The sequence below is a fragment of the Listeria swaminathanii genome (assembly GCF_014229645.1).
Classification (GTDB): domain Bacteria; phylum Bacillota; class Bacilli; order Lactobacillales; family Listeriaceae; genus Listeria; species Listeria swaminathanii.
This window is the reverse complement of the sequence record NZ_JAATOD010000001.1, coordinates 283,750-307,094: the sequence shown is the minus strand read 5'-3', so window position 1 is coordinate 307,094 and position 23,345 is coordinate 283,750. Positions and strand designations below refer to the sequence as shown.

Below are 23,345 nucleotides of genomic sequence, written 5' to 3'. Positions count from 1 at the left end.
AAGTCTATTTTACAGGAAACTTGCAAAAATGCTCGCTTAAACAACTTACATAAAAAAAGTGACCCCTATTTTCTAGGGATCACTTGCGAATTATTTAGCAAATTGTGGTAAGAACTCTTTATGCGCTTCTAGCATTTCATCTAAAATTGTTTTTGCTAAGTCGCCGCTTGGAACGAGTGGGTTGGAAGTGAAAGCTTGAAGTGCAGTTGCGTAATCGCCTGTTACTGCTGCTTCAATCGTTAATTCTTCCATGGATTTCATTACTTGTAGTAAGCCGCGTTGTGCTGGTGGGAATTTGCCAAAGTTGATTGGTTCCGCACCGTGCGCACGAATGACACTTGTGATTTCCACTGCGCTATCGTAAGGAACATCATCAATTGCGCCATTGTTACGTGTTGATACGACCATTACCGTACCTTTGTTGTTGTAAATCGAGTTGATGATTTCGCATGCTGCATCACTATAATGTGCACCGCCGCGTTTCGATAATTCTTCTGGTTTGTAATCAAGATTTGGATCTTTATATAATTCGAACAAGCTGTCTTCTAGTTTTTTCACGACTTCTCCGCGCGTACCTTCGTTTTTGAAAGATGCCAGTTCTTCTTCAAGCATTGCATCTGTCATGTAGTAGTAGCGGTGATATGGACAAGGTAGCATTTTTAGATGTTTTACTTGTTCATATAAGAAGCGCATGTTTTTAATATTTTCAACGACTTTTCCAGGGTTAGCATCTGGCGCGTAAAGGCCGTCGATAACTTTTTCTGTTAATTCGGTGCCATCTTTGTCAAATACGCGGTGCCAGTGCAAGTGGTTGATTCCTGCAAATTTGAAGAATAAATCTTCTTCTGGTTTGCCAAGAACGTCGGATGCACTTTTCACTGCTCCGATTGGCACGTTACAAAGACCGATAACTTTATCCCAGTTGCCGTAACGAAGAACTGCTTCTGTTACCATACCTGCTGGGTTTGTAAAGTTGATTAACCAAGCATCTGGGCAAAGTTCGCGCATATCTTCTACAATACCAAGAATAACTGGAATCGTACGGAATGCTTTAAACATTCCACCCGCACCGTTTGTTTCTTGGCCGATAATGCCGTGACTAAGTGGAATTCTTTCATCTTTAATACGGGCCTCTAATAAACCAACACGAAATTGTGTTGTAACAAAATCTGCATCTTTTAAAGCTTCACGACGGTCGAGTGTTAAATGCACTTCGCAGTCAATGTTTGCTGCTTTAACCATACGTTTTGCCATATTACCAACGATTTCTAGTTTTTCACGACCAGCTTCAATATCTACTAGCCAAAGTTCTCTGATTGGAAGTTCATGATAGCGTTTAATAAATCCTTCAACAAGTTCTGGTGTGTAACTGGAACCCCCACCGATTGTAACGATTTTTACACCTTTTTTCATAATATACTTACCTCCTAGAATTTTAAAGCGTTTTCTTTTCTTCTAGTTCATCATAATTCATGTAATGCATTACAGGTCAAGCACTTATTTTTAATTTATCCAAACTGGCTATTTGGCGGGCTTTTTTGGTATACTAAATACAGAGCTACGAGAAATCGAGGTGTTTTGCAATTGGCAAATATACAAGAAATCGCGAAACTGGCGGGTGTTTCATCAGCAACAGTTTCACGGGTAATTAATAATCGCGACTATGTGAGTGATGAAACGAGAAAACGCGTCCAGACAATTATTGATAAGTTAGATTACGTTCCGAATATAAATGCTGTGTCACTAAAAAAAGGTGCAACCAAATTAATTGGCATGGTCATTCCTAGTTTTACAGATTCACTTAATGTATTTTTAAAGAGTTTTACGATGATTGCGCAAGAGCATGGCTATAATGTCACGCTGTTTATGACGCGGATTGATCCAGATAAAGAACTGGAAGCCCTTGAAATGCTGCGCCAAAAACAAATCGATGCGCTCGTTCTCGTGATTCGGTCGAATGATTGGAAAACGATTGAGCATTATACAAAATACGGCCCGATTGTCACTTGGCAACGCGTCGAAAGTGAAAAAATTCCTTCTGTATTTATGAATCAATATGATGGCTACACGCTCGGTCTAGAACATTTGTATGCAAAAGGCTATCGGAAATTTGTGAATGTGTACGGCAATACGACTGGGCTCAATACGCAAAGTCGCATGCTTGCTTTTAAAGATTTTTGTACGCGCTATGAGCTTGATCCGCATGAGTTTAGACAGTTTTATGGGCAAGGTTCTCGGCAAGACGGGGAAAAGATTGCGCATTGGTTTGCGGAAGCGGAGCATAAACCTGATGCCTTTTTGACACCGAATGATTATTTTGCGGCTGGGCTTTTGACGGAAGCGAGGCGGCTCGGTTATAGTGTGCCAGAAGATTTTGCGATTTGTGGTTTTGATAATATGGAAGTGGCGCATTTGCTTGATATTACGACGATTCATTATCCTGTAAATTTGCAAGCCGAAAATGCGTTTATGTTAATTATGAACCAATTATTTGGCAGTGATTTGCCACTGCTTGATTTAGATTTTCGTTTAGTAGAGCGGAAAACGACATAATAAAAGGTTTCCTCCGAATGTGCGAGGAAACCTTTTTTGTTAGTTTTTGAAGGAATGGATTGGTGCTGGAATTCGACCACCGCGGGCAATAAAGTCAACGGAAGATTTACCGTTTACTGGCATTACTGGTGCCGTTCCGAGTAAACCGCCGAATTCGACCATGTCGCCAACTTTGGTTCCACTTGCTGGAATAACTCGAACCGCGGTTGTTTTATTGTTGATCACGCCAATTGCAGCCTCATCAGCAATCATCGCTGCTAAGGTTGCGGCAGTGGTATCGCCTGGTACGGCAATCATATCAAGACCAACCGAGCAAATTGCCGTCATCGCCTCTAATTTTTCAAGGTTGAGCGCACCTTGTTGCACAGCTTCAATCATACCAGCGTCCTCAGAAACAGGAATAAATGCGCCTGATAAACCACCAACATGTCCGCAAGCCATAACGCCACCTTTTTTCACCGCGTCATTTAAAAGGGCTAATGCGGCAGTTGTTCCGTGAGTTCCGACCATTTCTAGCCCCATCTCTTCTAAAATGTGCGCGACCGAATCACCAATTGCCGGTGTTGGCGCAAGTGATAAGTCGACAATTCCAAAAGGGACGCCGAGTTTTTCGGAAGCTACTTGACCAACGAGTTGGCCCATTCTAGTGATTTTGAAAGCAGTTTGTTTTACTGTTTCGGCAACAATATCAAATGGTTCACCTTTTACTTTTTCGATGGCACGTTTGACCACACCTGGGCCACTGACGCCGACATTGATAACGCAGTCTGCTTCACCGACACCGTGGAATGCCCCGGCCATAAAAGGGTTATCTTCGACTGCATTGGCAAATACAACGAGTTTCGCACAACCTAGGCCTTGCGTATCTGCTGTTAAGTCCGCAGTTTCCTTGATTACTTCGCCCATTTGGCGGACAGCATCCATATTAATTCCGGTTCGGGTTGAGCCGACATTAACCGATGAGCAAACCCGTTCTGTTTGCGCGAGTGCTTGCGGAATTGAGCGAATCAGGATTTCGTCGCCTTTCGTGTAGCCTTTTTGAACGAGTGCGGAATAGCCGCCAATAAAATTCACGCCAACTTCTTTTGCTGCAGCATCGAGTGTTTTCGCAAATTCTACGTAGTCGGTATCGGCACTTGAGCCAGCGATAATTGCAATCGGTGTGACAGAAATTCGTTTATTGATAATCGGAATGCCGAATTCGGATTCAATTGCTTCACCAACAGCCACTAAATCGCGCGCTTTGGTAACGATTTTTTGATAGATTTTCTTTCGAGCCACTTCGCCGTCGCCGTCCATACAATCTAGCAAAGAAATCCCCATCGTAATCGTCCGGATGTCCAATTTTTCTTCTTCAATCATTCGTATTGTTTCTAAAATTTGATTTGTTTCCATACTAGAATCGCCTCCATCCTAAAGTTTGTGCATTGCGTTGAAAATTTCTTCACGTTGAATATGTATTTTTACTTGGAGGTCCTCGCCTTTACCGGCTAATTCTGCTTTTACTTCATCAAATTCTTTCGTGATTTGGCTAATATCGCACATCATCATCATCGTAAAATATCCATCCATAATCGTTTGAGATACATCCACAATATTGATGTTCAATTCTGCTAGTTTGTTACTAACACCCGCGATAATACCCACATTATCTTTTCCAATTACAGTAAGTACAGCTCTCACATTCAACACTCCTTTAGTTCGTTAATACGTTCCATTATAGCATAAAAAGTCTAAATCTTGTGAACAATAAAGCAAAATTACTCTGCTCGCCAAGAAGTACAGTACGTAGCCATTGGCAAGCTGTTTTCAAGTGTAATTAATTTACTTTGACTAAGTAAAAATGCTTTGAATTTTTCTGGCAAACCTAAATCGGCTTCCAATTCTTTCGTGATAAAATCTTTTACATAACTAATTTCCCAACGGCTATCTTGCATTTTTTCTGAAAAAATACTGGTTTCTGCGCCCATTTTCCAGTTTTGGGATTGGATGATTTCTTGCATATCTATCGGTGTGATGAACGTTCGAATGTTGGACTGGGTTTCTTGTTTGAACGCTTCATAGGAAGATTGGGTTAGCACGGCTAGCATGTGTGATGTTTGTTTCACGTCGGTAATTCTCGTATCCCATTCCGCATAACAAACCCGTTTCGCCCACTTACTTAGTAATACGAGCATTTGGATTAGCTCTGCCTTGGAGCTGAAATACCACGAAGCATGCGATAAAACCGCCACATCAAACGCTTTTTCTGGAAAAGTGATATCGCCCTTTAAAATATCCGTCCCTAATTTAAAATCAATTTGCGCACCGAGCTGGGATTTTTTCAAATGATCGGTCGCATCACCAATCGTAAATGGAGCACCGTAAGTTCGAGGAGCAATATCAATTCCTTGAACAAAACCATCTTGCCCAACTGCATTCGCAAGTACCGCGGTCGTATCGCCTTGTCCACAGCCAACTTCCAGCACCCAGTCCCCCTTTTCCACTTGCCAAAAATCGACCAGTTTAATGCGATGCTCCGTTTGGGTCCGCTGAATTTCTTTATCATTTTCATTTAATAACATGCAATCGACTATTTCTTCTAAGTTCATCATGCTCCCCCCAATCAAAAAAGTAAAGTTACCTCCTAATTATAGAAGGTAACTCTGATTTTTACACGTCATATTCTAATTCTTTTGTCGCTAAATCGATAAAATCTAGTGGTGTCTTCACTTTTTCGCTATCAAATTGGCTTGTTCCAATCCGTAGTTCTAGCTTCACTCGGTATTTTGCGGCGAAATCTTCGGTGTTCGCTTCAGCAATGCGGCTTTTAATTCGGTCGGCAACTAATTTCCCGCCCGGTTCGTCTGTTAAAAGCAAGAGTCCCCAAGTCGCATCTTCCCTATCTAGCAAGTAAAGTACATCACTCGTCCGAATACAGGATTCTAAAATCGCCGAAATATCTTGTAACGCTAGCCGCATTTCTTCTTCGCTTTGGAACCGTTTCAGCTCGCGCCAGTGTCGTACTTTAATAACCATGAGTGACAACGGCAAATCATAACGGCGCGAAATACTAGAAAAAATCCGCTCATCATTTTGGAAAGAAACGATATTTTTTAGTAGCGTTTCTTGATCAATCGTGCCTAAATATAAATTTTGCTGTTTAATTTTCGTATTTTCTTCTTGTAGCCGCGACGTATTTCTTGTAAACATCGCACTCGCTACGGTGAAAAGCGGCGTGATAATCAGCCAATAATAGCTGTCAATGCCATACGCAATTTGATTCGCCACAATTTCATAAATAATGTAAGTCGCATAAATGAAAATGTAGAGGACATTTAAAATCAAGCCCAGTGTTAAATTCGTAAAATAGGTGATGATTACAAGTAGAAAAGTAATATTTAAAAAGATAATGTTTCGCAAATATTCATCCGGCGTATTAATCATAAAGCCAATCGTGATGAAACAAAGCAAGATGAAAAATAAAAAGCCGATATCTGCAAATAAGTTATTCGTCATTTTTTTCATTTTTTATTTCTCCCTCACTTCCGGCGATATTTACGCAAGATTAGTAGGACTGCGACAATCAGGATAACAACCGTCAGAAGCGCGAATGCTCCAAACACGGTTACTTCTTTGTTATTACTAATTTTCGTCCCAAAACTTTCTTCTTTTGTGTCGGATGCTTTTTTGAATCGGTAGGAGTGAATCGTGTTGTCAGTATCAACAATGGCTCCATCTCCGTAAATTTCTGCTAAGTTGGCTTTTGTTGCGATTAAATCAGAACCGAGCTCGGTTTGTTTCGCGCCCGGGCCGGTAACTGCGAGAATCGGCATACCATCTGATGTGATTAATTGTACGCTGCCAAGTTGTTTGCCGTAATTTTTTTCGATTGAGATTTTTTCATTGGAAAGGAAATAGCTGCCCGATTTATTGTACTGGAAATATAGGTCGTCATTGGCGTTTTTAATGACAGGATTGTTGTTCATCGTGCCAACTGCAATAATATTCGAGCCTTCTTTCGGCTTTTTCCAGTTTGCAGCGTGCATCGCAGTCAGGTTGCCTCTATTTCCGTCATGGAAACGTCCAAGTAGATTGAAAATATTTGCTAATGAATCGGTATCGTCTGTTGTAAGTTCATCAGGAACAACAACCACCGCATTGTTAAAGTCGCCATCCGCAATGAATGGATATGGATATTGTTCAAAAAGTAAATCGGTTTCTTCGCTTGTGTTCAGGTTAATTACAGATTCTGGTGTGATATATGCCCACGGAATTTCGGAATCCGCAATAAAACCACAATAATTATTCGTTAGGACTAAATCGAAGGCCACGGTAACTGAAAAATCACCTTTTACGTTTAAATCGCTTGGAATTTGGAAGGTTACTTTATCGTTATTCGCTTTTTTAGCAGAAAGTTTTTGGCTGCCGATTGGTTTGCCGTTCACTAAAATCGTTACTAACGAATGCTCGAAATCCAAGTTTTGCGCGTATCTGAAATCAAGCGATACTTCGGTTCCGGTGGAGGCGCTTCGGTTGGCTGGCATGCTGATAAAGTAATCTTGGGTGATGTGACCAATTCCTTTTAGTTTATCGCCAGTTGTTGTTAGTTTGGTATTTTTATCGACATTAGTCGCTGGTGTATCGATTTTTTCGTCCGTTGTTAGCCATTTGGTATTCGTTCCAAGCTGGCTCAAGTAATTTTGGTTGGCGATTAGTTTACCAGCTTTTTTAAGTGCATCGTTTGATTTGGAAGTAATCACTAGGGTGTTCGTATTTCCAACTGTCACTACTTGGAAAAGTGCTTGCTTTTCTAGTTTTTTATCGTCTTGTATTTGGGATTTCAGGTCATTTGGCAAATTGTCATAGCTTGAAAAAAGAGTGACATAGTTTTTCCCATCGCGCGTTCCCGCTTCTTCGTATTGACCAAAAGCGATATTTTTATCTTCTAACGTATTCGCCGCAGAAAATCCGGAAAGTCCTTCAAGTGCTGCGCCAAGTTCCGCGTCACCTGCTTTGTTCGAAACAGCTACTACGCCTTGTCCACTTTTCACCGTATCAATGCCAGTGAATCGCTCGCCAAAGTCCGCAATTGTTTTTTGAAAAGCCTTATCAGAATACGATACGTTTACCGAACTCGTTTTATCGAATTGCAACCAATTTGCCGGCGTGTCATCAATCGTACAACGGCCATCTGGCAAATCAGTGTAGACAAAACTTTCGATGGATAGAACGTTAACCCCTTTTTTCAGCTTATCTTTCGGAATTTCGATTTCAATTTGTCGCGTTCCTTTGTCGGTTTTATCCGGTTTAAAAGAGTAAAATGCCACATCGTTTATTTTCAGCGTCATGGTCGAAATTTCTTTTTCACTCAGCTGGGTAATTGTGTAAACAAGCTTCACATTTGCACTCGACACGTCCCAGTAATTTTCCACCGTGAAGTTTTGTTTGGTTGTTGTGAATTTTCCTTGGGCGGTTTTATCTGTTCCAAAAACTGTTTGATAATTTTTATCTGCTGCGAAAACGTCTGGCCTATACAGAAATAGTACGGCGAAAACAAGCAGCCCGATTACAGTTAATTTTTTCATTAGGCACTCTCCTTTTTAGAAACGCTCGGTTTTATACCATTTGGTTTCCCTTTTTAGTACAGTATCTTTTAAGAAAATAAAGAATCCATATGCGGCGACCACCATCCAAAGTTGGCAATAAGTCACATACATCAACATAATAAATAACACATTTGAAAAACTAATTTCCCCTTTTTCAGTGGTGAGCGTAATAAAAGTACCTGCAACAAAAAGTAAAATAGCAAGTAACCAAAGCGCTCCGCTGAGGCCAGCAAGTGTTGTATGTACAAGTCCAAGCGCATATAAAACAAGTAAAATATCACTAACAATCAAGGAAGTTAATAGTAAAAAGTAAATCGATAAAAAGTACAAAATATCAAAACGAACACGTCTACCTTCTCGTTTAAAAAGTAATGGAACATTTTTCAAAATCACGTAGATATTGCCTTTTGCCCATCTGGAGCGTTGTTTAAACCAGACTGGCAAAGTTTGTGGTTCTTGTTCCCAAGTGACGGCCTTCGCTTGAAATTTGATCCGGTAACCCATCATATAAATCCGGAAACTGATTTCGGTATCTTCGGCGACAGCTTTCACGTCCCAACCGCCGATTTCTTCCAAAAGCGATCTTCTCACGATAAAATTGGTACCCGGAATCGTGCATAGTTTGAACAGCGCCCATCTGCCGGCCTGAGCCATCCACTGAAAGCTTAGCGTTTCAATATTAATGAAGCGTGTCAGCCAGCTGGCGTTTCGATTTCGCGTCCTGAATTTACCAATAACCGCGCCAAGTTTCGCATCATTCGTAATCTCGCCAACCAGAATCCTTAGCGCTTGCCGTTCTGGCGTATTATCCGCATCGTAAATCGCCACCAGCTCACCGCGACTTTCCGCAAATCCGATATTGAGCGCATTCGATTTCCCTTTTCCACCCGTGATGTTATCGGTATTAATAATTTTCAACAAGCGTGTCGGATTTTTCGCTTGAATGCCCGCCAAAAGTTCCGCACTATTATCCGACGAATTATCATTGATGACTATAATTTCATAGCGATCAATCGGATAATCAAACGCCAACAGCGACTCCACTGTTTTCACAATTACTTTTCCTTCATTATGGGCCGGCACCATGACGGAAACAAATGGTACTTCCGCTGGTATTTCCGGGACTTTACGCGCTTCATTTTTCAAATAATAAACGTACCCCGAAACAATCAACACGATATTAATCAACAACAGTCCCCAAATACATACCACCGCGAATAATGCTAAATAATCTGCAACAACCATTTATTTCACCTCATTTCATATATTTTTTCATGTAAAGCCGGTATCCAAAAACAAACAAAATCCCAATAATACCAAGCGAAAGTACAATAACTATCGTGAAAAAGGTATTTTGATAGCCGAAAAATCCTTCTAAACTTCCAGCTTGTTTCACCGTTTTAGTTTGCGTTTTAATGTATTTCAAATCACTATCAAGCACCACAGATTGATTGTTGATATACAGCGAACCCGCACTTGATTCAATCGTATCTTTGCTCGTTTTCACCCTGTGATCTTGAAATCTAAAATCACTAATATTTTCGCCAGCCAGTTTATCCGCGGCTGCATTTATTTCCTTCTCATTATTGAAAAACGAATAAGTGACCGCAATATCAACCGGGAAATTTTTCTTATCCGACATTGTTTCGTATAAATCACTCGCCACGCTATATGGTGACTTTTCAAATGCGCTACCATTATTTTTTTTCGTCGTATGGATAATTTTTTGATTCGGCAGTAAAATCCCTGTATTAAATGGCGCAAAGCCTTCCATGCCATACACTTTATCAAAATTCCAGTATAGTTCCGCTGTAACCCCAACCGGCGCCACATCATTTTCCGCGAAGAAATGCACGGATTTCTGCACGATGCTCTCCAATTCTCCCGGCGGACTATCTCCGTATGTAACTACTGGAACATTCATCATAATAGTGCCGTTTTTCGCCTGAACATACCGCAAAATCTCCGCATAATTTTTCGCAGCTTGGAAATCTTGATTATAAAAAACCGGCCCCGCACTCACAATAAAAGGAATCCCTTTTGCATAAAAAGTATCGGCTGTTTTTTTAAGTAAATCAAAATCAACAAACGGGTTCACGTCTGTGATAAGCGCATATTGGTTGGATGTTGTTTTAATGTCGAACACGGCTTTTAATAAGTCCATCAATGCAAATTCGCTCGTATTGTCGGCTTGGAACATTGGCGCATACGCATAGTTACCAGCTCGAACGCCGTACGTAGCTTTACCATTTTCCGCCGCATCCATTTCGCCAAATCCTTCTCCTTTAAAAGAAGTAATGAGATTGGTTTCATTGATGAGTTGCGGTTTCCCTGCCAGGCCTGCTTCCGTTTGAAAAGTGATAGAAGTATCTGTAACCGGCTTAGTTTTCAGCTGCAATTTATCCGCTAGAAATGTCGGTGGGTTTGCGCCAATATATGCAATTTGCGCCTTACTCTTAGCTAATTTATCCGCCCATTCAGCTGTTAAGCCATCGTTTTTATTTTGCAACACGATAATTTCACTCGCTTGACTTAAATCTGGATTTTCAGCCCAAGAATAAATGGTCACCCGTTTGCCCAAACTATTTAACATTCGAAGCAGCGAGTCGATATTCCCCTCATTAGCCGTTCCTTTTGCCAAACTATCATAAAAAACGATGACATCACTATCCGCTTTTGCCGCAACAGGACGTTCACTTACCATTAAAATGACGAGCGCAAGCAGAAGACTAATCATGATTTTTTTACGCATTCCGCTCACCTCGTTTCTTCAAATAAACTTCGAGCAGTGAAGCCGCACCAATCAATATCGTTAAATCAAAACAAACATTAAATAGGAAATTATGCTTCGTCAAATCCGCTTCCCCGTCACCAACAATCGTCACCAAGATTACCGCAAACCCAGAACCAATCAGCAAGACAATCAAATCAAACAGCAGCGTCCCTCGAATATTCTTCTCCCGGAAATGTTTAAACGCACTCACCCCATAACAAATCAGAAAAACTAGCGCCCATAAAATTAAAAACGTAAATTTCGCCGGAGCAAATTTTTCTTTCATATCACTATAAGCCGAGAAAAAATGTGTTTTCTCTTTAAATTTATAACCCGTCACCTTTTCAAAATTACCCATCTCAAACGGACGAATCGAAAAACTATTTTGCGCGGATAAATCGAGCATTTTCCCGAATTGTTTCGGATTTTCCAAATAATAACTTAAAACCGTGACAAAATTATAGTTAGGATAAAATTCTTTTTCCATCAACGGCGAATCCAAATCAACCATTTTATATTTTTGATAAAAATTCGTTCCTTTAAGTAAGGCAAATTCGGAATTCATCCCCATTTCCTCAAGCGATTTCTCCGGGTTTTCCGAATCAAGCAACACCCCACGAGTCATGGTTTGATACTGATTTATCGTCACAAACTCCCCGGGAATAAAGGCGTACATCACTACCCCGCTCAAGAAAATCACCAAAAAAGTTGCCGCAGCCGAAATCCGGAACGCCCTATTTTTCCGAATAAAAAATACGAGGATCCCGCAAACCGCAATAACAACCGCAATCGGCGCGTTCTGCTGTTTAGCCGTAATTAAAATAAGTGATGCCACAAAAATCAAGCCTAGCATCGCATAATCATTATATTTATGCTGATATAAAAGCAAAAATCCCGCCGAAATATACAGCATCATAATCAAAATAAGTCCTTCACTGAAAAACGAGTTAAAATAAGCTGTATAAGCCGTATCCGCAAAAATAAATACCGTAAGCGCCGCAATGACATACCCCGGCCAGCCTTTCATTTTTGCCGTTAAACCCGCTACCAACAAATAAATCGCCGGCAAAAGAAGTACTAATTGTAACCCACCTAAAAAACGTACATCAAAAACCGTTGTTGACCAAAAAAGCTTATTTAAAAGAAGCGCCATTTGAATGAAAATACTTTGTGACGAGTATATAGCAACTTGATTTTCATTGAAATATTGATAAATTCCAAATTCTTTCACAAAATGCCCAAATTGAAGCGCATCATAATTTGTATTATTAACAAATAATCCATTGCTCGAGAATATCCGGAAAAAGTCTCCATTGTCAGCCATACCAATATATGGCGGCACAAACAGCGCTATAATCGTGATAATAAAAACGCAAATAACCGCAAATATTTGCGGTGTTAGATGGTGCCATAGCCACATACTAATGGATTTAATTTTTCCCCTCATGATGCTATCCCCTTCATATTCTCGATATACCAATGTCACAAATTCGACACATTTATATTTCATTATACGAGAATGTTGCCATTTTTTCCATGCTTTTATTCATTTTGTTAAAAGTTGTCAGCTACAACTTATTTTCTTTCAACACTTTTCCACCAAAAGAGTTATAATAAACACAAAATCATGCTTGACTCTCACGTGGCGTCATACTTTATAGTAAAAACAGAAGGAGGAATCATTCATGCAAACAAAAGAATTAGCTGAACTCACTGGTGTAAGTGTGCGCACACTCCACCACTACGACACAATCGGCCTACTCGTCCCACAAAAAGACGACTGGAACGGCTATCGTATCTATTCAGAAAAAGACGTCGACAAATTACAACAAATTCTTTTCTTTAAAGAACTCGATTTCCCTTTGAAAAAAATAAAACAAATTCTTGATGATCCTAACTTTGATAAAGAGGTGGCACTAGACTTACAACGCCATTTATTACTAGAGAAAAAACAGCGAATCGAAGCCATGCTAACAACACTCGACCAGACCATCAAGAACGAAAAAGGAGAAATAACAATGACAAACAAAGAAAAATTCACTGGTTTTGATTTTTCCTCTAATCCATATGAAGAAGAAGCAAAAAAACTTTGGGGCGATAAAGTAGTAGAAAAAGCCAATAAAAAAGTTACCAATATGACTGAAAAAGACCAAAACGCCTTAAAAGAAAGCTTTGATGCTGAATTTCGCCAATTAGCTTCCGTTCGAAACAGCAATCCAGAATCCGAAGAAGCACAACAAGCCGTATCTCATTTTTTCCATTACTTGAACGATACCCATGGCAACATTTATTCCTTAGAAGCCTTCGCAAACCTTGGGGAAATGTACGTCGCCGATGAGCGCTTCACTAAAAATATCGACCAATTCGGCGAAGGGCTATCCGCCTTTTTAAAAGAAGCAATGCACATTTATGCAAAAAACAATTAAAAGTAGCCACGATTTCCTATCAAGGAATCGTGGTTTTTCATTGGAAAAGTTGAAAAAATCCACATAAAAGAGGATTGGCGTAACGAATAACGGGGTAAATAGTATAAGATTTCATTAATAAGTAGCAATGCTGTAGAATAAGAAATACAAATACATTTCAAGGGAGGAACTTATGTTTAAACACATCTTACTTTCACTAAATGGGTATAAGATATCCTATTTACGAAATGATGTCATTTCCGGAGTTGGCGTTGCTGCACTAACAATTCCTGTTGCAATGGGCTATGCACAAGTAGCCGGGCTACCGCCTATTTATGGCTTATATGCGTCATTTTTACCGGTACTTGCCTATGTTATTTTCGCCAGTTCGCCGCAACTTGTTTTTGGGATTGATGCAACGGCAAGCGCAATCGCAGGGTCGATAATTTTAGGAACAGCCGGACTTACAGCTGGATCTAAAGAAGCCATTACGCTCGCCCCAATTCTTGCATTCTTTTGTGCCGTGTTTTTAGTTCTTTTCTCCGTATTAAAATTAGGACGGTTTGCAAAATACATATCTGCCCCTGTTCTTAGTGGATTCATTTCTGGACTTAGTGTTTCCATTATAATGGGTCAAATTCCTAAGATAATGGGCCTAAAAGAAAGCGGAGATAGTTTCTTCTCTAGTCTAGGCATTATTTTCGGACAGTTTTTCCAGTCCAATTGGATTTCATTTGCCATGGGTATTGTGACCATTATTATCGTTATAACGTGCAAAAAAGCCATTCCAAAAATCCCGATGTCGCTCGTTGTTTTAATCCTCGGGACGATGGCAGCTTATTTCTTCAAATTAGACCAATATAATGTTGATATTGTTGGTAAAATCCCTGTCGGATTCCCATCATTAGCGCTTCCAGATTTTGGTGCTAGTTCATGGGCGCTTGCTATCGGTGGTGGGTTTGTCTGTGCCATCGCTACATTCGCCGGTTCGCTTTTGCCAAGTGAAAGTTTTGCGATGCGTAACAAATATACAATCGATGACAACCGCGAACTATTTGCTTACGGTATTTCCAATTTTGTCGCTGCATTTTCTGGATGTTCTCCTGCCAGTGCCAGCGTATCAAGAACTGCTGCTAACGAACAATTCCGTGGTAAAACACAAATGGTTTCAATTGTCGCCGCAGTCATTATCGCGCTGATTGTCGCCTTCCTAAGTGGCTTACTTTACTATATGCCACAACCAGTTCTTTCCGGAATCGTGTTCGCTGCGTTAGTTGGGATTATTGATGTGGATGTGTTAAAAGGATTGTTCCGCGTTTCTCGTCGTGAGGCAACTGTTTGGATCGTTGCTGCACTTGGAACACTTTTAGTTGGAGTTATTTTCGGGGTACTACTTGGAATTTTCCTATCATTCATTAATGTAGTAAGTCGTTCGATGAAAACACCAATTGCGATTCTTGGAGTGATTGACGGACGTCATGGTTACTTCGACTTAAAACGTAAACCAGAAGCAAAACCAATTCCAAATGTCGTTATTTATCGTTACAGCGCATCGCTCTTCTTCGGGAACTTTAATAAATTCGCAGATGGCTTAAAAGAAGCTGTCCAAGATGATACAAAATTAGTCATTTTCGAAGCTAGTGCGATTATTAATATCGATACAACCTCTACAGAATCAATGAAAGACTTGCTAAAATGGCTTGATGACAAAGGCATTGAGTATTACTTCGCCGACCTCATCGACCATTTGAAAACAAGCTTTAGAAAACACGATCTTGGCTACATTATCGATGACGGCTACACGAAGAAAACCGTGGAAGACGCACTCGATGCTTATAACGCCAAACATAAATAATAAAACGCTTAGCCGGGCCTAAACTCGACTAAGCGTTTTTCATTTTTACAAAAGCGCAAAAATCCGCGGACTAATTAACCGCACAAACGGTGAAACAATAAAGATTTGCAAAAATAAAGCCACAAAATAATTGCGTAAAATAAGAACGCCTAAATGACTCCATTCGCCTTGGTTCACAATCAGGCTAAGCGTTGACATAAGCACACACATAAACGTAACCATTAATAATTGCATCATAATGATCTTTTTAAATTTCGAAGCATCTTCACTAACCAAAAGGGCGTGCAGACGATACACAATTTTTCCGACAACAAAAAAGTCTAATAAAAATCCAATAAAAAGAAACGGGACAAATGCTTTTAAAACAATCAATAAAGAATCTGTACCAATACCATTTTCAAGAAAGATATTATAAGAGCTCATGCATAAAATCATCAAAGAACACATAATAAATGTAAAAACGACCTTCTCTTTCATATTACTGTACATAATTTCACCTCCAAAGAACTATCGTAGCAAATTAAAAAATTCTTCGTAAGTGACAATTTTGTTACAAAAAAAGTTTTGCTCGGAAATCCAAGCAAAACTTAGCTTTTTACATCTTCTCTTTATCAATTTGGGTTCTTATTTCCCGGGCAATATTTTCAATCGTATATAGCGCCGGCAATTGGGACGTAATATTCGCTTCCTGATACATTTCCTTATTAATATAATAAGCAATATTCGCGTCAGAAAGCCTCGCAATAGTTGATTTCGCGCTATTCGTAATCGAGATTACTTTACAATTTTGCGCCTTCAACTGGTGAATATAGCGAATAATATCCTCATTTTCCCCTTCCACCGAAATCGCAATCATACAGATTTTATCCGATAATTTGCTCGATAAATGGTAAAACGGGTGGTTGAGCGGATCTTCAATATGTAGTGCCAACGTAAATAATGACGAAAAATAAATCGCACCATATTCAGCAATCACGCCTGATGACCCAACTCCCGCAAATAAAACCAGCTCGCGGTCACGAAGAATCTCAACCGCATTTTGAATTTGCGCTTTAAACTCCGGTTGTGCCGTGCGTTTCAGAAAATCAATATAAGTCGTCTCATCCGCCATATCAATTTGCGCCAACTTCTGCTCTTCCAAATAAAGCTGCAACTTCACGCGAAACTCCGAAAAACCATTACACCCAAATTTTCGGCAAAAACGCAGAATTGTCGTCGTACTCACATGCGCTTCCGTCGCCAAATCGCGAATCCGCATATACACAACCTTATCTAAATTCGCCACAATATAATTATAAATATCTAATTCCGTATCATTTAATTCCAAATTTTTATCCAAAAAAAGCATTTCCGCACCTCTTTTCGCTTTATTTTACCATGTAACACCTCGTTACTCAAATGTGACAAGTTCCTATTTAGAAAATCCTTACCTAAACCTAACCAAATACTAGCTATTTCTCCATAAAATTCCTATACTATAACTGTGAGAAGAAAAGGCAACTACAAATAAGTAAGCCTTTTCAAAAAAATATCCTTGGAGGTATAAATAAATGACTAAAGGTATTAAAATCGCGACTATTGGTGGCGGATCAAGTTATACACCCGAACTAATCGAAGGATTTATTAAACGACAAGACGAATTACCAGTTCGTGAACTATGGTTAGTAGACGTAGAAGCTGGTCGTGAAAAATTAGAAATCGTTGGTAATTTAGCAAAACGTATGGTGAAAAAAGCTGGCGTTAACATGGAAATCCATTTAACACTAGACCGCGAAGAAGCTTTAAAAGACGCTGATTTCGTAACAACACAATTACGTGTAGGTTTATTAGATGCACGTGTTAAAGACGAACGTATCCCGAATTCATACGGCGTTGTTGGTCAAGAAACAAACGGACCAGGCGGCATGTTCAAAGGACTTCGCACAATCCCAGTAATTTTAGATATTTGTAAAGACATGGAACGCCTTTGCCCTGATGCTTGGTTAATCAACTTCGCTAACCCTGCTGGAATGGTAACAGAAGCAGTTCTTCGTTACAGTAACCAAAAGAAAGTTGTCGGCTTATGTAACGGCCCTATCGGAATCGAACGCAATATCGCTGAAACTCTTGGCGTAGACGTTTCTGAAATTTATGTAGAGTTCGTTGGTCTAAATCACATGGTATTCGCGAAAACTGTTTATCATAATGGCAAAGACGTAACAAAAGATGTTGTTTTCAAAATGACAGAAGATGAAGCTGGCTCAAGCCTTAAAAACATCAATGCAACTGGCTGGGACAAAACATTCTTACGTACATTAAACATGATTCCAATCGACTACTTACGCTACTACTGGCAAACAAAACAACAACTGGAAGACCAAGCTCGCGCATACGCAGAACATGGTACTCGTGCAGAAGTTGTTAAAAAAGTAGAAGCTGAATTATTCGAGCTTTACAAACAAGAAGAACTTGCTGAAAAACCAAAACAATTAGAACAACGCGGCGGCGCTTACTACAGTGAAGCAGCATGTAATCTAATTAACTCTATCTACAACGACAAACGCGACATTCAAATCGTTAATACTCGTAACAACGGTGCCATCCTTGATATCGATCCTGATTCCGCAGTAGAAACAAACTGTGTCATCACTCGCCAAGGCCCAATCCCACTAGCAAGCGGACGCCTTCCAATCGCTATCAACGGCATCATCCAAGAAATCAAAACTTTCGAGCGCCTAACAGCCGAAGCAGCAGTTACAGGCGATTACGACAAAGCCCTTTTCGCAATGACAATCAACCCACTAACACCAAGCGAATCTGTAGCTCGTGAGATTCTTGACGAAATGTTAGAAGCGCATAAAGAGTATTTACCGAATTTCTTTAAATAAGTAGAAAAAGAGCCTGTCAAAGGGCTCTTTTTTTATATCCGCCAATCCGTCATATTATTCTCCAAATAATCAATCCCAAACGCCAAAAGCCCAATCCGGTAATCCGTCGTAAACTTACGCGACAACACAATCTCCGGCAAAACCGCATACGGATACACCCGCTTCAACTCCGCCGTCAATTCTTCCATAAAATCCTTCTGCCCAAAATAAAAATTCGTATACAACACAATCGTTTCCGGATCATAAAAACTCATCGCGAGCAGCACCATTTTACGAATATGCGCTTTAATTTCATCCACCGAAAAGTCAAAATTATCCCAGTCCACCTGAAGCGGCATATGCTTAATCTCCCCTGCCAGCCCATTCCGCCCTTTCAAAATCTCGCCGTTCATCAAAAGCCCCGCACCCGGCGGAAAACGTTCCGGATAATAAAGCCCCACAATATTGTCCTCTTCAACCGGCCGATTTTTATACCCCAAAATCGCCGCATTCGTATCCGTTTCAACCAACACCGGCAAATTCACTTCCGCCTCCAGAGTCTCCCGCAATTGCACATTTAAAAGTAGCGGAAAGTCCATCGCACGCAGCTTACCACCAATCTCAATCCCCGGCACCCCAATCACAACACAAGAAATCTTCGGAAAAGCACAAACAAGATCTTTTGTATTCCTTTTCAGCGCATTAATATCCAAATCTTCACCAGACATATCCTCCACAAACTCCGGCTCACCAAGCAAATTATACACCGAAAAAGAATAAGTAATCTTTTTCCACTTCTCTTGTAAACTAACGACCAACACCTGCTGGAAATTAGGATTAATTTTATACGAAACCGCTCTTCTTCCACCAGTCGCAACCGAATTATCTTGTTCCAAAATCTCTTCATTTTCTGCTAAATCACGAATCAACTTATTCACTGTAACCACACTAAGCCCAGTCACCTCAGCAATTTCCGCTTTCGTCATCGCACCTTGCTGTCGTAAAATCGACTTGATATTTTTCTTATTCAATTCTTTTAAATCACGAGGAAGTGCCATAATCAATCGCTCCATTCGCAAAGTTAATAAACAAACTTTATAAACTATATTCACTATCAGTTTAACCGCTCAGAACCCATTTGTCAAAATAAAAAAAGAACCCCTCATTATGAGAAGTTCTCTTCACTTTCTTATTTAGCTTTACGAATAAACAACGAGCATACAAGCCCAATACAAGCCATAATTAGCCCGAAAACAAAGGCATTTTGAATTCCAGCTGTCAGTGAAGCAACCATTTGTTCAGGTCCCATCCCTTGCGCCGTTTCCATATAAGCTTTTTGACCAGCAGACATAATCGTAATCGCAACAGCCGTTCCAATCGCGCCGGAAACTTGTTGCAACGTGTTCATAATCGCCGTGCCATCAGGATATAATTTCCGCGGTAATTGGTTTAAACCGTTCGTTTGCGCCGGCATCATAACCATCGAAATCCCAATCATCAATACCGAATGCAGCACGATGATTGTTAATGCAGATGTTCCAACTTCTATTCTCGTTAAGAAAAATAGCGCAATAACAGCTACGATAAATCCTGGGATAACAAGTGCGCGTGGACCGTATGCATCGAACAAACGCCCAGTAAATGGTGACATTAAACCATTCAGCACCCCACCTGGAAGTAATACTAATCCCGCCGAAAATGCCGCGAGCGCTAAACTATTTTGCAAGTATAGCGGTAGTAAAATCATCGTCGAAAGAATCATCATAAAGCTGATAAATACTAAAATAAGCCCTAAAGTGAACATCGGGTATTTAAATACTTTCAAGTCCATTAAAGGTTTTTCCATTGTTAGTTGGCGCCAAACGAATAGCCCAAGTGCAATTCCACCACCAATGATAGAAACTAACACCGTCGCGCTTCCCCAACCACTTTCTCCCGCACTACTAAAGGCAAATACAACTCCACCAAAACCTAGCGTCGAAAGAATAATCGATAAAATATCAATTTTCGGCTTCGTAACAACCGAAACATTTTGCATAAATTTCATTCCGAATAATAACGCAATAATAAGGAATGGCAAGGAAATCCAGAAAATCCAGTTCCAAGTCAAGTTTTCTAAAATAAGTCCTGAGATTGTCGGACCAACTGCTGGTGCAAACATAATTACCAGCCCGATCATCCCCATTGCCGAGCCACGTTTATGCTCTGGGAAAATCAGTAAAATCGTGTTAAACATTAATGGTAGTAATAGCGCCGTACCTACTGCTTGCACTACACGCCCAATCATTAACATCGCAAACGTTGGCGAAAGCGCCGCAATCAGCGTACCAGCAATCGAAAAACTTACCGCTGTGAAAAATAATCCTCGTGTCGTAAACCATTGTAAAAGTAATCCCGAAATCGGTACTAATATTCCAAGCGTTAGCAAATAACCTGTCGTAAGCCACTGCACTGTCGCTGAACTAATATCAAACACCTGAATCAAATCACTAAGCGCCATGTTAAGAGCAGTTTCACTGAATAGCCCAATGAACCCCGCCATCAAAAATGAGGCAATAATCGGTATTGGCCGAATCTTCTGCCCACCTGTTGCTTCTTGTTGCATATAATTTCCCCCTTTTCAGACTAAAAATTAAGTAGTCTACGTTTGATATTACGGAGATTTCGCCAATAAGTCAACGTTTCAAGCTCTATTTTTACGAAAAATTTACAAGCTATGCTATACTTCGAAGTAGAAAAGAGGGATTTTTCATGGCCATTTTAGCATTTATTTTAACCTTCATCGTAATGATCGAGCATATTTATATAATGATTTTAGAAATGTTTTTCGCCAACACCAAACTCGCAGCCAAGACATTTGGTGTGGAGAAGGAACTACTTGCGAATAAGAAAGTACAGACGCTGTTTGCGAATCAAGGGCTTTATAATGGATTTCTTGCGGCAGGGCTTGTGTGGGGATTGTTTTTTGCTGGGGCTGGAATGGCAGAAACTGTGCAGATTTTCTTTTTGAGTTGTGTGGTTGTGGCGGCGCTGTTTGGCGGACTGACTTCTTCTAAAGGGATTTTGGTGAAGCAGGGCTTGCCGGCGGTTTTGGCGTTGGTTGTGGTTTTGTTGGTTTAGGTGTATGGGAAAAGACTTGGATTGGGGTCCAGGTCTTTTTTATTTTTGGAGTTTGAATGTTGAGAGGAAGTTTATGGTTTCATGATAAGTAGTTAAAACGGATATATCTACCAAGCCACTAACTGGATGTACAAATTTACATTTCATAATAAGTAGTTAAAACCGCGAAAAAGTAAGAGCATATTTAGAAGAAAATAAATTTACATTTCATAATAAGTAGTTAAAACAGGATATTCAGGAGGCTATGTTTTTATGGCCCAAATTTACATTTCATAATAAGTAGTTAAAACCGTTTAACAGCCCAACGTTCTACAAACTTTAAAGAATATTTACATTTCATAATAAGTAGTTAAAACTCTGCTTTAAATATTAAATTGATCAGTGAAGCTGTATTTACATTTCATAATAAGTAGTTAAAACACAGGTTACGGTAAAGTTTCGCAAACAGTTAGCTTATTTACATTTCATAATAAGTAGTTAAAACGATAAAGAGCAAGTAATTTGCAGAATGGTCACTAGTGTATTTACATTTCATAATAAGTAGTTAAAACTGTTTCACCCACACACATCAAAATAAAGTTCCTTGTATTTACATTTCATAATAAGTAGTTAAAACGGTATAAACTTCAATTTCACACTAACACATCATCCATATTTACATTTCATAATAAGTAGTTAAAACTTTACCCGGTATTATCGAGGCAGGCACTCAAATGATGAATTTACATTTCATAATAAGTAGTTAAAACGAGATTCTTTTTCACTAATTCAATAGGGTATTTATGAATTTACATTTCATAATAAGTAGTTAAAACTTGAACAATTTACTAATCGAGCTAAAAAATATGGAGATTTACATTTCATAATAAGTAGTTAAAACGCTACCGCTATTTTTTGTGGCTTTATTTGAAAAAGAATTTACATTTCATAATAAGTAGTTAAAACTCATATACCATCACCATAGCAGCCGCCGGTTACGGATTTACATTTCATAATAAGTAGTTAAAACCCTAAGCCATTTTCATAGCAACCATACTAAAGACTATTTACATTTCATAATAAGTAGTTAAAACGTATTTTAACGGCACCAATTGCTTTGCTTTGTGGTCATATTTACATTTCATAATAAGTAGTTAAAACACTAATGGAGGAACTAGAACGTGAAGGCTGTAAGATTTACATTTCATAATAAGTAGTTAAAACGGTCTAAAATTTTTTCCGGTTCCACGTTAAATTCTTATTTACATTTCATAATAAGTAGTTAAAACGAAAAAGATGCTAAAATCGAGCGCTTAGAGAAGAATTTACATTTCATAATAAGTAGTTAAAACTGAAATGTCGAAAGATGTGAAAAAAAGCTTCGAGCAATATTTACATTTCATAATAAGTAGTTAAAACATATAAAATTGCACAATTGTTGCGAGTACTAATTGGGATTTACATTTCATAATAAGTAGTTAAAACCTGAATGCCGTTATTAGAACCGATGATGGCATCAATATTTACATTTCATAATAAGTAGTTAAAACCGAATCCATGCTCCTGCTTCTTCTTTGTAATCGCCTATTTACATTTCATAATAAGTAGTTAAAACTACATGTCATTTAACCCGCCTCGCAATCCATATGAAATTTACATTTCATAATAAGTAGTTAAAACGCTATCACAGGTATGTCGCTTGGCTCTGTAACATTTTATTTACATTTCATAATAAGTAGTTAAAACCCGCTCTATTTTACGCCTACTCCCATCATAACTCAGGTCACTATTTTTGTCGACCTCTTAAAAATTGCGTAAAAATCATAACTTATCCCTTCAGATTTCCGCTTAAAAACTTCAAACTCTTTCTCCCCCAATGATTTACCTAAATCTGTCGAACCCCACTATTTTTCGCACTACTAAAGGTCGATAGACCGAGAACATCAAAAGAAATTAGAAGTTTTTTCATCCGTTAATCCCCAAAATTCTTTTTCTAGCCACCTTTGTTGCCTACTAGAAAATACAATCACTGAATCTTGATCATCTCGAATATACTTATCTAACTCCATCCTTAACTTAACTAAAAGCGCCGGAGTTATTTCACCTTCAAAAACTGATTTTTGAACATGAGTTAAGTACTTTTTACAAATCTTAAATACATTTCTCCAGACTTTTGCCCCACCGTTTTCTATTGAAATATCATAAATTAAAATTACATACATACCT

19 protein-coding genes and 1 CRISPR repeat array are annotated in these 23,345 nt (G+C 39.3%); of the genes, 5 read left to right on the top strand and 14 right to left on the bottom strand.

The window, feature by feature from the left end; all coding sequences use genetic code 11:
- Positions 1–90: 90 nt before the first annotated feature.
- Positions 91–1,413 carry a 6-phospho-beta-glucosidase gene (locus tag HCX62_RS01465; protein WP_185636759.1) on the bottom strand — a complete coding sequence of 441 codons (1,323 nt, stop codon included), beginning with the start codon at positions 1,411–1,413 and terminating at the stop codon, positions 91–93.
- Positions 1,414–1,584: 171 nt separating this feature from the next.
- On the opposite strand from HCX62_RS01465, the gene HCX62_RS01460 reads away from it, so the two are divergent.
- Positions 1,585–2,553 (top strand): LacI family DNA-binding transcriptional regulator, encoded by a 969-nt coding sequence (locus tag HCX62_RS01460; protein ID WP_185636758.1) that lies wholly within the window; start codon positions 1,585–1,587, stop codon positions 2,551–2,553.
- Between the two features lie 39 nt (positions 2,554–2,592).
- Here the strand turns inward: HCX62_RS01460 and HCX62_RS01455 are convergent, their stop codons facing one another.
- From HCX62_RS01455 to wsfD, 8 genes are all read right to left on the bottom strand, one after another.
- The gene (locus tag HCX62_RS01455) at positions 2,593–3,948 is read right to left on the bottom strand and encodes a PFL family protein (RefSeq protein WP_008946963.1); all 1,356 of its coding nucleotides are present in this window, start codon (positions 3,946–3,948) and stop codon (positions 2,593–2,595) included.
- Positions 3,949–3,966: 18 nt separating this feature from the next.
- The gene (locus HCX62_RS01450; protein WP_008946962.1) at positions 3,967–4,236 is read right to left on the bottom strand and encodes an ACT domain-containing protein; all 270 of its coding nucleotides are present in this window, start codon (positions 4,234–4,236) and stop codon (positions 3,967–3,969) included.
- Positions 4,237–4,313: 77 nt separating this feature from the next.
- Positions 4,314–5,144: a class I SAM-dependent methyltransferase gene (locus HCX62_RS01445; protein ID WP_185637972.1), complete on the bottom strand. Its 831-nt coding sequence runs from the start codon at positions 5,142–5,144 to the stop codon at positions 4,314–4,316.
- A gap of 61 nt (positions 5,145–5,205) precedes the next feature.
- Entirely contained in the window at positions 5,206–6,060 is an 855-nt protein-coding gene (locus HCX62_RS01440; protein ID WP_185636757.1) for a diguanylate cyclase domain-containing protein, read from the bottom strand.
- 14 nt (positions 6,061–6,074) lie between these two features.
- The gene (locus HCX62_RS01435) at positions 6,075–8,120 is read right to left on the bottom strand and encodes a cellulose biosynthesis cyclic di-GMP-binding regulatory protein BcsB (RefSeq protein WP_185636756.1); all 2,046 of its coding nucleotides are present in this window, start codon (positions 8,118–8,120) and stop codon (positions 6,075–6,077) included.
- A 15-nt stretch (positions 8,121–8,135) separates the two neighbouring features.
- Positions 8,136–9,386: a glycosyltransferase family 2 protein gene (locus tag HCX62_RS01430; RefSeq protein ID WP_185529721.1), complete on the bottom strand. Its 1,251-nt coding sequence runs from the start codon at positions 9,384–9,386 to the stop codon at positions 8,136–8,138.
- Positions 9,387–9,396: 10 nt separating this feature from the next.
- Positions 9,397–10,893, bottom strand: coding sequence for a DUF2334 domain-containing protein (locus HCX62_RS01425; protein WP_185636755.1), 1,497 nt, complete (start codon positions 10,891–10,893; stop codon positions 9,397–9,399).
- Positions 10,886–12,361: a glycan biosynthesis hexose transferase WsfD gene (wsfD, locus tag HCX62_RS01420; protein ID WP_185636754.1), complete on the bottom strand. Its 1,476-nt coding sequence runs from the start codon at positions 12,359–12,361 to the stop codon at positions 10,886–10,888. The genes HCX62_RS01425 and wsfD overlap by 8 nt, the downstream gene beginning before the upstream one ends.
- Positions 12,362–12,599: 238 nt before the next feature.
- On the opposite strand from wsfD, the gene HCX62_RS01415 reads away from it, so the two are divergent.
- Positions 12,600–13,340 carry a MerR family transcriptional regulator gene (locus HCX62_RS01415; RefSeq protein ID WP_185636753.1) on the top strand — a complete coding sequence of 247 codons (741 nt, stop codon included), beginning with the start codon at positions 12,600–12,602 and terminating at the stop codon, positions 13,338–13,340.
- 172 nt (positions 13,341–13,512) lie between these two features.
- Complete coding sequence (locus HCX62_RS01410; protein ID WP_185636752.1) at positions 13,513–15,174, top strand: SulP family inorganic anion transporter; 1,662 nt, start codon at positions 13,513–13,515, stop codon at positions 15,172–15,174.
- A 45-nt stretch (positions 15,175–15,219) separates the two neighbouring features.
- Here the strand turns inward: HCX62_RS01410 and HCX62_RS01405 are convergent, their stop codons facing one another.
- Positions 15,220–15,663: a DUF2798 domain-containing protein gene (locus tag HCX62_RS01405; protein ID WP_185636751.1), complete on the bottom strand. Its 444-nt coding sequence runs from the start codon at positions 15,661–15,663 to the stop codon at positions 15,220–15,222.
- Between the two features lie 106 nt (positions 15,664–15,769).
- Positions 15,770–16,522: a MurR/RpiR family transcriptional regulator gene (locus tag HCX62_RS01400; RefSeq protein ID WP_003726690.1), complete on the bottom strand. Its 753-nt coding sequence runs from the start codon at positions 16,520–16,522 to the stop codon at positions 15,770–15,772.
- 202 nt (positions 16,523–16,724) lie between these two features.
- Between HCX62_RS01400 and HCX62_RS01395 the strand changes: the two genes are divergently transcribed.
- On the top strand, positions 16,725–18,041 hold the full coding sequence (locus tag HCX62_RS01395) for a 6-phospho-beta-glucosidase (protein ID WP_026749764.1): 1,317 nt from the start codon (positions 16,725–16,727) through the stop codon (positions 18,039–18,041).
- Positions 18,042–18,073: 32 nt separating this feature from the next.
- Here the strand turns inward: HCX62_RS01395 and HCX62_RS01390 are convergent, their stop codons facing one another.
- Positions 18,074–19,078: an ROK family transcriptional regulator gene (locus HCX62_RS01390; RefSeq protein ID WP_185636750.1), complete on the bottom strand. Its 1,005-nt coding sequence runs from the start codon at positions 19,076–19,078 to the stop codon at positions 18,074–18,076.
- A gap of 131 nt (positions 19,079–19,209) precedes the next feature.
- Complete coding sequence (locus tag HCX62_RS01385; RefSeq protein ID WP_185636749.1) at positions 19,210–20,625, bottom strand: DHA2 family efflux MFS transporter permease subunit; 1,416 nt, start codon at positions 20,623–20,625, stop codon at positions 19,210–19,212.
- A gap of 146 nt (positions 20,626–20,771) precedes the next feature.
- Here HCX62_RS01385 and HCX62_RS01380 point away from each other — a divergent pair, with 146 nt between their 5' ends.
- Positions 20,772–21,140 carry a DUF1304 domain-containing protein gene (locus HCX62_RS01380; RefSeq protein ID WP_008946948.1) on the top strand — a complete coding sequence of 123 codons (369 nt, stop codon included), beginning with the start codon at positions 20,772–20,774 and terminating at the stop codon, positions 21,138–21,140.
- Positions 21,141–21,274: 134 nt separating this feature from the next.
- A CRISPR array of direct repeats spans positions 21,275–22,865; the repeat unit is 29 nt; unit sequence ATTTACATTTCATAATAAGTAGTTAAAAC.
- A gap of 197 nt (positions 22,866–23,062) precedes the next feature.
- Here HCX62_RS01380 and cas2 read toward each other — a convergent pair.
- A complete protein-coding gene (cas2, locus tag HCX62_RS01375; protein WP_003721310.1) occupies positions 23,063–23,341 on the bottom strand; it encodes a CRISPR-associated endonuclease Cas2 in 279 nt (92 codons plus the stop codon).
- Positions 23,342–23,345: the final 4 nt, after the last annotated feature.